We start from the raw sequence: 12,031 nt of genomic DNA, 5'->3' as shown, positions 1-12,031 counted from the left end.
ATGCCAAACTGGGGGCACTTTGGGGGTGAGCAGCAGGGAACACGAACACGCGGCGCCGGCTGATCTATGAGAGAAGCAGGCGCGGCGCGGTTCCCATGGAAAACGAATGAGGGTTTAACCGTGCCGTCTTTACGCAAGTCACTTTTCACCGCCGTCCTCGTTTCGGCGACCATGCTGTCCCCACTGGCCGCTTCAGCCGAAACCATCTCCGGCGCGCTTGCAAAGGCCTACCAGTACAATTCTTCACTGAATTCGGCCCGTGCCGGCGTTCGCGTCACCGATGAGGGGGTCGCCATCGCCAAGTCGGGCTACCGCCCGGTTGTCACCGGCTCGGCGGATATCGATTATTCGAGCAGCCATCTCAACGGCACCAATTCAAGCGTGCGGCTGACCACCGGCAATTTTGGCGTTCAGATCGACCAGACGCTGTTCGACGGCTTTCAGACCAGGAACAATGTTGCTGCCGCTGAAGCGCAGGTCCGGGCCTCGGTCGAAAGCCTGCGCAACACTGAAGAGGGCATCCTGTTCAGCGCGGCGCAAGCGTATATGAACGTCATTCGCGACCGGCAGGTCGCCGTGCTGACCGAGCAGAACCTGCAGTTCCTGACCGAGACGGCGCGCGCGGCGCGTTCGCGTTTCGAAGTTGGTGAAGGCACACGCACCGATGTCGCCCAGGCCGACGCCTCACGCGCCGCCGCCGTGGCATCGCTGAGTGCTGCCCGGGCGCAGGCGCTGGCAAGTGCGGCGCTCTATCGCCAGATCGTCGGCGACGAGCCGGGCAAGCTCAAGGGCGCTTCGCCGGTGGCAAAGCTGTTGCCGTCGAGCCTCGCCGCCGCCGTCGGGGTGGCCTCGAACGAGCATCCGGCCATCCTTGCCACGCAGCATCTGGTCGACGCCGCCGCGTTTTCGGTGAAGTCGGCCGAAGGCGCGCTGTTGCCGCAGCTGTCGGCTTCCGCCGGCGTTTCGAGCGCCTATCGCAATACCTCGCCTTTGCCAGGCGTCGGTTCGCAGGATGGCACGACCAATTCGGCCAGTGTCGGGGCAACGCTGACCATCCCGATCTATTCAGGTGGCCGCACCTCGGCGATCGTGCGCCAGAACAAGGAATCACTCAGCCAGGCCCGCATCCAGGTCGACGTCAGCCGCGACCAGGTGCGCCAGGCCGTAACCGCCGCCTGGACCGAGTACACCGCCGCGCAGCAGCAGCTGACGGCCAACAGGCAAGTGATCGAAGCCGCGAAGCTGGCACTGAACGGTGTCATCGAAGAGCGCAATGTCGGCCAGCGCACCACGCTCGACGTCCTCAATGCGCAGGCGACGGTCATCACCGCCCAGATCAACCAAGCCGGTTACGAACACGATGTGGTGGTGGCGAGCTACGCCATCCTGCAGGCGACCGGCCGTCTGTCCGTCGACCGCCTTGGCTTGCAGGTAGCGAAATACAAGCCTGAAGAGCACTACAACGCGGTCAAGGACAAGTGGTACGGACTGCGCACGCCGGACGGCCGCTGAGGCGTTCGGCCTGAACTGGCCGTGTTCCCGGTTTGAGCAGGATCTTTCGCGCTGCGGCTCTCGGGTTCAGATGGCGCTAATCTGTTGAAATCCCACAAGTCCCCAGATTGGGGATTCTCGTGCGGCGATCCGTCGGTTACGCTGTGGCCATGATTCGATCCGGCTCTGCCGGAGCGGAAAACCCAACAGGGGTCACAAGGGCGGCGGATGTGACGATGGCAACGGCAAGCAGCGCACAGCGCGAACCTTCCATGGAAGAGATACTGGCTTCCATCAGGCGGATCATCGAGGACAGCGACGGCGGCCGCAAGCAGCCGGGCGACGCCGATGAGCTGAGCCAGGATCTGGAGCGCGCGTCGAGCGCCTATGCAGCCCCCGACGTGGAAGCTTTTCGTGCCGACCTGCATGCCGCCCCCGAGGGCAGGAAGCCTGTCACGCTGGCGGAAGTCCAGTCACAGCTGCCGCCGGCCGAGCCGGTGGTGGCGCGCATGGAAACGCCGGTGCGCCCCGATCCCAGCCCGGCAAGGCCATCGATGACACTCGCCGAGGTCAGCGCCGGCGTTGCAGCGGAGCCAATCACGGCTGAAGCGCCAATATCGCGTCCTGTCGCCGATGCTTCCATCGCCGATTGGCGTCGCGAGATCGCCGCGGTTGGCGAGCAGGCGAGGGCGGCGGTGCCAGACCGGAGCGAAGCCCGCAAGACGGCTGCCCAGCCGTCGATGGAGGCTCCAGGGGATGAACCGACCGCGAAACCGGCTACCGAGCCGTCTCGTCCGGATGCAAGCGTGGTGCGGCCGGTGGCGGCCAGCGACGCGCCGCGTCCGGCGATCGTTTCCGAGCACACCGGCCGTCAGGTCGCGGCTGCCTTTGGCGAGCTTTCCGACGCGTTTGCCAGCCGCAGCAAGAAGACATTCGACGAGATGGCCGAAGAGATGCTGCGGCCGATGCTGCAGGATTGGCTCGACAACAATCTGCCGACACTGGTCGAAAGGCTGGTGCGCGAGGAGATCGAGCGCGTGGCGCGCGGGGCGCAGTAGTTCCCCATGCCGATTGCCCAGAGGAAACGGCGCCTTCGTGGCGCCGTTTCTTTTGGTGAAGTCGTTGTCGGCAGGACGACGGATCGCTTTGCGTTGAAATGACTGAGGCCGCGCCTATCTGGTTGTGAGGGTCCGAGACAGCCCTTGCGGTTGACTTGGCCAAAACCTTCCGATTTACACCGGACCAGCAAAACTCCCGACAGCGCGGACCATTTTCCCATGCTTGAAAAGACCTACGACGCCAAAACCGTCGAGCCGAAGATCGCCAAAGTCTGGGAAGAGGCCGACGCGTTTCGCGCCGGTGCCGGGGCCGAGGAGGGGGCGGAGGCCTTCACCATCGTCATCCCGCCGCCGAACGTCACCGGCTCACTGCATATGGGACACGCGCTCAACAACACGCTGCAGGATATATTGGTGCGCTTCGAGCGCATGCGCGGCAAGAACGTCTTGTGGCAGCCGGGCATGGACCATGCCGGCATTGCCACGCAGATGGTGGTCGAGCGGCAGCTGATGGAAAAGCAGATCCATCGCCGCGACCTGACCCGCGAACAGTTCATCGAGAAAGTGTGGGAGTGGAAGGCCGAATCCGGCGGTGCCATCTTCAACCAGTTGAAGCGGCTCGGCGCCTCGGCCGACTGGTCACGCGAACGCTTCACCATGGACGAAGGCCTGTCCAAGGCGGTGCTCGAAGTGTTCGTCACGCTCTACAAGGAAGGGCTGATCTACAAGGACAAGCGTCTTGTGAACTGGGACCCCAAGCTGCTCACCGCGATCTCCGATCTCGAGGTCGAGCAGCAGGAGGTCAATGGCAATCTCTGGCACTTCCGCTACCCCGTCGAAGGCAAGGTCTTCGACCCGGAAAACCCGAAAACCTTCATCACGGTGGCGACGACGCGCCCGGAGACGATGCTGGGCGATACGGCCGTCGCGGTGCATCCCGACGACGAGCGCTTCCGGCATCTTGTCGGCAAGAACATCGTCCTGCCGATCGTCGGCCGCAGGATTCCCGTGGTGGCGGATGAGTATTCCGATCCGGAAAAAGGTTCGGGCGCGGTCAAGATCACGCCGGCGCACGACTTCAACGATTTCGAGGTCGGCAAGCGCCACAAGCTGCCGGCGATCAATATCCTGACCACGGAGGCGGCGGTAAGTCTCAGGGACAATGAGGATTTCCTTGCCGGTCTCGAGGTGACGCCGGAGCGCCAGGCGGTCTGGGACGAACTCGACGGCCTCGATCGCTTCGTCGCGCGTAAGAAGATCGTCGAGCTGATGGAAGAGGGCGGCTTCCTCGAAAAGGTCGAGCCGCATCGCCACGCGGTGCCGCATGGCGATCGCGGCGGCGTGCCGATCGAGCCATTCCTGACCGAGCAATGGTATGCCAATGCGGCGGAGCTGGCCAAACCGGCGATCGCTTCAGTGCGCGAAGGTGGCACGAACTTCGTGCCGAAGAACTGGGAAAAGACCTATTTCGACTGGATGGAGAACATCCAGCCCTGGTGCATCTCGCGCCAGCTCTGGTGGGGCCACCAGATTCCGGCCTGGTACGGGCCGGACGGGCGCGTCTTCGTCGAGAAGACCGAGGAAGAGGCGCTGAGCGCCGCGATCGAATTCTATCTGGCGCTGGAAGGACCGTGGAAGGCCTGGGTCGAGGACAAGCTGGAGAACTTCAAGCCGGGCGAGATCCTGACCCGTGACGGGGACGTGCTGGACACCTGGTTCTCGTCGGCGCTGTGGCCGTTCTCGACGCTGGGTTGGCCCGATGAGACTCCCGAGCTGAAGACCTACTACCAGACCGACGTGCTGGTGACAGGCTTCGACATCATCTTCTTCTGGGTCGCCCGCATGATGATGATGGGCCTGCACTTCATGGACGAGGAGCCGTTCCACACCGTCTATGTCCATGCGCTGGTGCGCGATAAGAACGGCGCCAAGATGTCGAAGTCGAAAGGCAACGTCATCGATCCGCTCGACCTGATCGACGAATACGGCGCCGATGCGCTGCGCTTCACGCTGACGGTGATGGCGGCGCAGGGCCGCGACGTGAAGCTCGATCCGGCGCGCATCGCCGGCTATCGCAATTTCGGCACCAAGCTGTGGAACGCGACGCGTTTTGCCGAGATGAACGAGGTCGCGCGCAATGACGATTTCTGGCTCAACGACGCCAAACTGGCGGTCAACCGCTGGATCCTCACCGAGCTGACGCGGGCGGCGCGCGAGATCACGGACGGCATCACCTCATACCGCTTCAACGAGGCGGCGGGTGCCGCCTACCGCTTCGTCTGGAACCTGTTCTGCGACTGGTATCTGGAACTGTTGAAGCCGGTGTTCATGGGCACCGACGAGGCGGCCAAGGCCGAAAGCCGAGCCTGTGTCGCCTTCGTGCTCGACGAGATCTACAAGCTGCTGCATCCGATGATGCCGTTCATGACCGAGGAACTGTGGGCGCAGACCGCTGGCGAAGGCAAGCAACGCCCCTCGCTGCTGTGCCATGCCGCGTGGCCGTCGCCGGATTTCGAAGACGCCGAGGCCGCCGCGGACATCAATTGGCTGGTCGACCTCGTCTCCGGCATCCGCTCCGTGCGTTCGGAGATGAACGTGCCGCCGGCAGCCATCGCACCGCTCGTCGTGGTCGGCGCCAACGATGTGACACGCGAGCGCCTCGTTCGCGAGGATTCGGCGATCAAGCGGCTGGCGCGGGTCGGCGACATCTCGCTTGCCGATGTCGCGCCCAAGGGTTCGGCGCAGATCGTGCTCAACGAGGCGACGATCTGCCTGCCGCTTGGCAGCCTGATCGACCTCGCCGCCGAGGCTGCACGGTTGCAGAAGGAACTGGCCAAGGTGACCGAGGAGATCGCACGCCTGCACAAGAAACTGTCGAACGAGAGGTTCGTGGCCAGCGCGCCGGCCGAGATCGTCGATGCCGAGCGTGAAAAGCTCGCCGAATACCGCGATGCACAGGACAAGCTGTCGATCGCGTTGGCCAGGGTTCGCGACGCCGGTTGAGGATAGATTCGCGAGACTTTAGACCCCTCTAAAATGCTGGTTTTCAGCCTCGAAAATCAGCATTCCGTTGCGTTAATATTGACGTAAACGGAAGTTTTAGCCCCATTGTTGCCATAATGTAACAATGGGGCTCCTGGAGCCCAAAAAAGGCCTGTTTTCGAGCCTTTTTGGATGGTTCTCCCTGTTTTTTGAGAGCCGCTCAGCCTTCACAGACCATTTTTCGGCCTTGCCGCACCCGGTTGCATTTCCTCGAAAATGCGGCTGGCCAGTGTGTACATGTACGCCCGCGAATTCGTTGTTGCACCGTTAACCTGAATTGGTTCTAGCTTGGTGCACTCGAATTCGGGGGAGGACATTTCATGACTATTCTGCGACTGAAGGCGCTGCTGGGGGCGGGCTGCTTTTCGCTGGCTTTGATCGGGACGGCGATGAATCCGGCACATGCCGGCGGCCTGGAGCGTGCTGGCTACGATATCGACCTGTTGTTCGATCCGGCTCCGTTCGCGACCGAAGCGGAAGCGACCTATGTGATGCCGGATCGCAAGTACAAGAATGCGCGCGGTCCGGGCGGAGCCGATCTCGGTTTGGGCACCTCGGCCGACGGAGCCGAAGGCTATTGGGTTCCGCGCATTGGAGCTAAGGTCCAAGTTGTTCAAGGCGTCGACTGCATGGTCGACTATTCGCAGCCCTGGGGTGCACATACGGCGCCGGGAAATGCGTGGAACGGTGCGTTTTCGAATATCGAAACCGATATCAAGAGCGACAACTACGCGGCTACCTGCTCCTACAAGATGGACGCCGGCAAGGGCCAGCTTCGGTTCATAGGCGGCGTTTTCTACCAGAAGATCTATGGCTTCAAGGAGAACTACACAGATATCGGCTTCGGCACGATGGTCGGTCGTGTCGATCTGGAGGCAGATGGCTGGGGCTGGCGTGCGGGCGTCGCTTATGAAATTCCAGATATCGCGCTGCGCGCCAGCCTTGTCTACAATTCACAAGTGAAGCTCGACAATATCTCCGGTACTCTGAACATCGGCGGCATCGTATCTGTACCGATTTACGGTGCGGAGGAGTCAATGCCGGATTCACTCGAATTGAAACTGCAGTCGGGCATCGCACCCGGCTGGCTCGCTTTCGGTTCGATCAAGTGGGTCAATTGGAGCGTCCTGCAAAGCGTTCCGATCTGTGCCCAAGGTACACCTTCCTCATTCTGCGTAACGAATGGTCTGGGCCAACTAACTTCACTCGACTTGATGTATCGTGATGGCTGGACTGTCACGGGCGGTATCGGCCACAAGTTCAATGATCAGTGGAGTGCCGCCGGGCAGCTTTCCTGGGATCGTGGCACGTCGCATGGTTATGGTGCACAGACCGATACCTGGACGCTGGGTGGTGGCGTTGCCTATACGCCCACGCCGAATATCGAGGTTCGTCTGGCAGGCGCGGTCGGTGTGCTGACCAGCGGCCACTCAGGGGAGTTGGCTGGCGAGAACGGCTACATCGCGGGCACCGATGACAGCTATGACTTCGGCAACGATCTGGTCACGGCAATTTCTGGCGGTATCAAGATCAAGTTCTAACCTGTTGAGAATTTTACAAAAAGGCCGGGCAATACCCGGCCTTTTTCATTTGGGCGGCTCTTGCCCGTGCGCCATTCCTATAGGCCGCGTGCACATAAGCCGCGCTGTTGCCGCCCTCCTGCTATTGTGACGTTTTGGCAACAGTTTCTGAACAACCCCTGCGCTGGAAGCCGGGCTGAGGAAATTGCCCATTTCCCGCCATAAACCCGGCGCACCTCGATCTTGTCTCGGGACACGCGCCAAAAGGCTCGGCGAGGGGGCAGGCCGCTCCGCCCCATTTGCAGGGAAGATGGGGCAAGGAAGAGTATGGACGCCAAAGTCATCTCCAAGGCTAAGCTCCCTAGCCGCTATGTGACCGTCGGTCCGGCGCGTGCGCCGCATCGTTCCTATCTCTATGCCATGGGTTTGTCGGCGGCCGAGATTGCGCAGCCGCTGGTCGGGGTCGCCTCCTGCTGGAACGAGGCGGCGCCCTGCAACATTTCGCTGATGCGCCAGGCGCAGGTGGTCAAGAAGGGCGTCGCGGCCGCCAGCGGCACGCCGCGCGAATTCTGCACCATCACCGTCACCGATGGCATCGCCATGGGTCACCAGGGCATGAAGTCGTCGTTGGTGTCGCGCGAGGTCATCGCCGATTCGGTCGAGCTCACCATGCGCGGCCATTGCTATGACGCGCTGGTTGGGCTCGCCGGCTGCGACAAGTCGCTGCCCGGCATGATGATGGCCATGGTGCGGCTCAACGTGCCGTCGATCTTCATCTATGGCGGTTCGATCCTGCCCGGCAGCTATCGCGGCCGCCAGATCACCGTGCAGGATGTTTTCGAGGCGGTCGGCCAGCACTCAGTCGGCACGATCAGCGATGACGAACTGCTTGAGATCGAGCAGGTCGCGTGTCCCTCGGCCGGTTCCTGCGGCGCCCAGTTCACCGCCAACACCATGGCGACCGTCGCCGAGGCGATCGGCCTGGCGCTGCCCTATTCCTGCGGCGCGCCGGCACCCTATGAAATGCGCGACCGGTTCAATTTCGCCTCGGGCGAAAAGATCATGGAGCTGATCGCCAGAAATATCCGGCCGCGCGACATCGTCACGCTGAAGGCGCTGGAGAATGCGGCGACCGTGGTCTCGGCTACCGGCGGTTCGACCAACGCGGCACTGCATCTGCCGGCGATCGCGCACGAGGCCGGCATCAAGTTCGACCTGTTCGACGTGGCCAAGATCTTCGAGAAGACGCCTTACATCGCCGACCTCAAGCCGGGCGGCAAATATGTCGCCAAGGACATGTTCGAGGCCGGCGGCATTCCGCTGCTGATGAAGACCCTGCTCGATCACGGCTATCTGCATGGCGATTGCATGACGGTGACTGGCCGCACTTTGGCCGAAAACATGCAGCACGTTGTCTGGAATGAGCATCAGGATGTGGTCCGCCCGGCCAACAGACCCATTACCCAAACCGGCGGTGTCGTGGGCTTGAAGGGAAACCTGGCCCCCGAAGGCGCGATCGTGAAGGTCGCCGGCATGGCGGAGTTGAAATTCTCCGGTCCGGCCCGCTGCTTCGATTCGGAAGAGGAATGTTTCGAGGCGGTGACGCATCGCAACTACAGGGAAGGCGAGGTTCTCGTCATTCGCTACGAAGGACCGCGCGGCGGCCCCGGCATGCGCGAAATGCTGTCGACGACGGCAGCACTTTACGGCCAGGGCATGGGCGGCAAGGTGGCGCTGATCACCGACGGGCGCTTCTCGGGCGCGACGCGCGGTTTCTGCATCGGCCATGTCGGCCCCGAAGCAGCCGTGGGTGGCCCGATCGGACTGCTCAGGGATGGTGACGTGATCTCGATCGACGCGGTGAACGGCACGATCGATGTGGCGTTGTCCGATAGCGAACTGGCGGCGAGGGCAAAGACATGGAAGGCGCGCGCGACCGATTATCAGTCGGGCGCGATGTGGAAATATGCACAGACGGTAGGGCCGGCGCGCGATGGCGCGGTGACCCATCCGGGCGGTGCGAAAGAAACACACTGTTATGCGGACATCTGAGTTGTTGAGGTCATCTGTCTTTTCGGCACTGGTCGTGGCCGCCACGTTTGGCGCGACCTTTGGCGCCGTCGGCCAGGCCATGGCCTTCGACGACAAGGTGTTCGACGACAAGACCGGGGTGAAGCCGCAATCGAGCCCCTGGGCGGTCTTCCAGTTCGGCTTCTCCGCCTACAAGAACGGCCACAAGGAGCAGGCTGCCGAGGCCTACAAATACGCCGCCGAAAACGGCCAGATCGGCGCCACCTGGAAGCTTGCCCGCATGTATGCCGAGGGCGACGGCGTGGCGCGCGACGACTATGAGGCGTTCAAGTTCTTCTCCGAGATCGTCGACCAGGATGTCGAGCCCGGCTCGCCCGAGGAAAGCTATGTCTCCGATGCGCTGGTGGCGCTTGGCGACTATTTGCGCACGGGCATTCCCGGCAGCCCGGTCACCGAGAACGAGGTGGCGGCCCAGGAATACTACATGCGCGCGGCTGCCAACTACCGTAACCCGAACGCACAGTTCGAGATGGGGCAGATGTTCCTGAAGGGCGAGGGCGGGGTGAAGGCCAGTGTCAAGCAGGCCGGGCGCTGGTTCCAACTCGCCGCCGAGAAAGGCCATGCCGGCGCCCAGGCGACGCTGGGCCATCTGTTGTTCCAGAGCGGCAAGATCGTTCGCGGCCTGGCGATGATGACGGCAGCGCTCGAACGCGCTTCGCCGGCTGACCAGCCCTGGATCCGCGGCATGCAGGAAGAGGCATTTGCCACCGCCGGCGAGGCCGACCGTCGCACCGCCATCTCGCTGGCCGATGATATCCTCACCAAGGGCAACAACGCGGACCAGTAGTTTTGCTGGCGGCTGAACTGCCGATCTCCCCCACGAAGCGGGAGATTGGCTCAGTTCGCGATCGGCTCCGTCGGCACCATGCTGGGCGCCGGCGTCGAGATCGGCGTGACATGGGGGTGTGGCGCCAGCGTGTTTTCCGGGCAGCTATCCCCGATCTTCGTCCACGAGGTGTTGTTGAGCACCATATCGCAGCGGGCCAGATGGCTCTGCTCGGCCACCGTCAGGCAGGCGACCTGACCGATCTGGTAGGATTTTCCATTGGCCAGGCATTCCTGGTCGGCAAATGCCGTACCAGGAACGGCCATGGCAAATGCCAGGCCAATGGGACAAAGATGAAATCGTGTGCTCATGGAACCCCAGCCGCCATGCTGGTCTGCAATGAACGGCGCGAAATGTGGCGATATGAGGGTTCAGCGCAGACGGGCCCGGCGAGGGTTCTCTCAAGCCGGCTGAAGCGCGAGATCGATCGCCACCGGGACATGGTCGGACGGTTTTTCCCAAGCGCGCACATGCTTTTCGATAGAGGCCGATGAGAATCGGTTGGCGGCTTCCGGCGACAAAAGCAGGTGGTCGATACGGATGCCGTTGTTCTTCTGCCAAGCGCCGGCCTGATAGTCCCAGAACGTATAAGTGTCGCGCGCGTCGGTGACCGCGCGCACCGCCTCGGTGAAACCAAGATTGAGCAGCCGACGGAAGGCCTGTCGCGTCTGCGGCTGGAACAGGGCGTCGCCCAGCCAATTCTCCGGAAACCGCGCGTCGATCGGCTCGGGAATGACGTTGTAGTCGCCGGCGAGCACCAGAGCCTCCTCAAGTCTCAGCCGTTCTTCGGCCCAGCGCTCAAGCCGCGCCATCCAGGACAGCTTGTAAGGAAACTTCTTCTCGTCATCGATCGGATTGCCGTTCGGCAGATAGAGCGAGGCGACACGCAAGGCGCCCTTGTCGGTTGAGAAAACGCCTTCGATGAAACGCGCCTGTTCATCGGCATCGTCGCCGGGCAGGCCCCTGATCACCTCGTCGAAGCGCAGCTTCGACAACAGCGCGACGCCGTTGAAACCCTTTTGGCCATGGGTTTCGACATTGTAGCCAAGCGCCTCGATCTCGGCGCGCGGGAACTGCTCGTCGACCGTCTTGATCTCCTGCAGGCAGACGATGTCGGGTGCGCTCTCGGTCAGCCAATGGGTCAGGTTGCCGATGCGGGCGCGGACACCGTTGATGTTCCAGGTGACGATTTTCATGGCGGTCTCGATGCTGTTCAGTTGGGCTCTTGCGGCGGATGGCGTTCGACGAGGCCGATCGTATTGCCAGCCGGGTCCTTTAGGAAGGCCATCCATTCGCTTTCCCCCGCTGGACCGAACTGGCCGTCCGTGTCGCGATGGACAAGCGTTGGCGGCGCGGTGAAAGGCACGCGGGCGGCAGCAGCCGAGGCATGGAACTGATCAAGGCCCGATATGTCGAGATAGACGGTTCCGGCCGGTACGCCGTCGGTGAACAGCAGCCTGATTTCTCCGGCCATGATGAAGGCGATGCCCGGCGGATCGAAGCGTGCATGGACAGCCATGCCCAGCACGTCGCGCCAGAAAGCCAGCGTCACGTCGAGGTCACGACCAGCCGACAGCGCGATCTGACGGACCGCACCGATGGCAGGCATTCTATATGGAGAAACTCGTGCCGCAGCCGCAGGAGGCGACGGCGTTCGGATTGCGGATCTGGAACGACTGGCCCATCAGATCGTCAACGAAATCGATCACAGAGCCGCCCATATAGACCAGCGACAAATCGTCGATCAGCACGGTGGCGCCGTCCTTCTCGATGGCTACGTCGTCGTCGTTGCGCGTATCGACCAGATCGAACTTGTAGGAAAAGCCCGAGCAGCCGCCGCCTTCGACCGAAACGCGCAGCGCCGTCTTGCCGGCTTCGTTCGAGACAATCCTGGCGATCCGCTTGGCGGCGGCCTCGGTCATATCGACTTTCATGGCAGTCTTGGCATCAGCGCCCATGGGCGTCACCTTGCTTTCGGTTTCACATGATAGGTATGAAGCGCG

At 62.4% G+C, this 12,031-nt stretch carries 10 protein-coding genes; 6 read left to right on the top strand and 4 right to left on the bottom strand.

The genetic code is table 11. The features are described 5' to 3' along the window. Positions 1-120 precede the first annotated feature (120 nt). The 6 genes from AC0L2D_RS00645 to AC0L2D_RS00620 all read left to right on the top strand — a co-directional run bounded on the left by AC0L2D_RS00645 (position 121) and on the right by AC0L2D_RS00620 (position 9,989). Positions 121-1,512: a TolC family outer membrane protein gene (locus tag AC0L2D_RS00645; RefSeq protein ID WP_013531279.1), complete on the top strand. Its 1,392-nt coding sequence runs from the start codon at positions 121-123 to the stop codon at positions 1,510-1,512. A gap of 215 nt (positions 1,513-1,727) precedes the next feature. Then, on the top strand, positions 1,728-2,549 hold the full coding sequence (locus tag AC0L2D_RS00640) for a PopZ family protein (RefSeq protein WP_473540102.1): 822 nt from the start codon (positions 1,728-1,730) through the stop codon (positions 2,547-2,549). A 219-nt stretch (positions 2,550-2,768) separates the two neighbouring features. Continuing rightward, positions 2,769-5,552 carry a valine--tRNA ligase gene (locus AC0L2D_RS00635; RefSeq protein WP_473540101.1) on the top strand — a complete coding sequence of 928 codons (2,784 nt, stop codon included), beginning with the start codon at positions 2,769-2,771 and terminating at the stop codon, positions 5,550-5,552. Positions 5,553-5,911: 359 nt separating this feature from the next. After that, complete coding sequence (locus AC0L2D_RS00630) at positions 5,912-7,132, top strand: OmpP1/FadL family transporter (RefSeq protein WP_063172327.1); 1,221 nt, start codon at positions 5,912-5,914, stop codon at positions 7,130-7,132. 306 nt (positions 7,133-7,438) lie between these two features. Next, the gene (ilvD, locus tag AC0L2D_RS00625; protein WP_473540100.1) at positions 7,439-9,163 is read left to right on the top strand and encodes a dihydroxy-acid dehydratase; all 1,725 of its coding nucleotides are present in this window, start codon (positions 7,439-7,441) and stop codon (positions 9,161-9,163) included. Next, positions 9,150-9,989 carry a tetratricopeptide repeat protein gene (locus AC0L2D_RS00620; protein ID WP_013531284.1) on the top strand — a complete coding sequence of 280 codons (840 nt, stop codon included), beginning with the start codon at positions 9,150-9,152 and terminating at the stop codon, positions 9,987-9,989. Before ilvD ends, AC0L2D_RS00620 begins: the two co-directional genes overlap by 14 nt. Before the next feature lie 50 nt (positions 9,990-10,039). Here AC0L2D_RS00620 and AC0L2D_RS00615 read toward each other — a convergent pair whose 3' ends face one another. The 4 genes from AC0L2D_RS00615 to erpA all read right to left on the bottom strand — a co-directional run bounded on the left by AC0L2D_RS00615 (position 10,040) and on the right by erpA (position 11,986). Beyond that, positions 10,040-10,294, bottom strand: a complete 255-nt coding sequence (locus AC0L2D_RS00615; protein ID WP_244506831.1) for a hypothetical protein — start codon at positions 10,292-10,294, stop codon at positions 10,040-10,042. A gap of 135 nt (positions 10,295-10,429) precedes the next feature. After that, on the bottom strand, positions 10,430-11,224 hold the full coding sequence (gene xth / locus AC0L2D_RS00610) for an exodeoxyribonuclease III (protein WP_013531286.1): 795 nt from the start codon (positions 11,222-11,224) through the stop codon (positions 10,430-10,432). 17 nt (positions 11,225-11,241) lie between these two features. Continuing rightward, positions 11,242-11,637 (bottom strand): VOC family protein, encoded by a 396-nt coding sequence (locus tag AC0L2D_RS00605; RefSeq protein WP_063172326.1) that lies wholly within the window; start codon positions 11,635-11,637, stop codon positions 11,242-11,244. Between the two features lies 1 nt (position 11,638). Next, entirely contained in the window at positions 11,639-11,986 is a 348-nt protein-coding gene (gene erpA / locus AC0L2D_RS00600) for an iron-sulfur cluster insertion protein ErpA (RefSeq protein ID WP_013531288.1), read from the bottom strand. Positions 11,987-12,031: the final 45 nt, after the last annotated feature.

Source organism: Mesorhizobium sp. WSM4833 (assembly GCF_055811095.1).
The sequence above is the reverse complement of the archived record's forward strand: the minus strand, read 5'-3'. Positions and strand labels throughout refer to the sequence as shown.

Bases quoted from the DNA above. Each gene is read 5' to 3' on its own strand.
- AC0L2D_RS00640 (WP_473540102.1), top strand. From the start codon at position 1,728: ATGGCAACGGCAAGCAGCGCACAGCGCGAACCTTCCATGGAAGAGATA.
- AC0L2D_RS00635 (WP_473540101.1), top strand. From the start codon at position 2,769: ATGCTTGAAAAGACCTACGACGCCAAAACCGTCGAGCCGAAGATCGCC.
- AC0L2D_RS00630 (WP_063172327.1), top strand. From the start codon at position 5,912: ATGACTATTCTGCGACTGAAGGCGCTGCTGGGGGCGGGCTGCTTTTCG.
- ilvD (WP_473540100.1), top strand. From the start codon at position 7,439: ATGGACGCCAAAGTCATCTCCAAGGCTAAGCTCCCTAGCCGCTATGTG.
- AC0L2D_RS00620 (WP_013531284.1), top strand. From the start codon at position 9,150: ATGCGGACATCTGAGTTGTTGAGGTCATCTGTCTTTTCGGCACTGGTC.
- AC0L2D_RS00615 (WP_244506831.1), bottom strand. From the start codon at position 10,294: ATGGCCGTTCCTGGTACGGCATTTGCCGACCAGGAATGCCTGGCCAAT.
- xth (WP_013531286.1), bottom strand. From the start codon at position 11,224: ATGAAAATCGTCACCTGGAACATCAACGGTGTCCGCGCCCGCATCGGC.
- AC0L2D_RS00605 (WP_063172326.1), bottom strand. From the start codon at position 11,637: ATGCCTGCCATCGGTGCGGTCCGTCAGATCGCGCTGTCGGCTGGTCGT.
- erpA (WP_013531288.1), bottom strand. From the start codon at position 11,986: ATGGGCGCTGATGCCAAGACTGCCATGAAAGTCGATATGACCGAGGCC.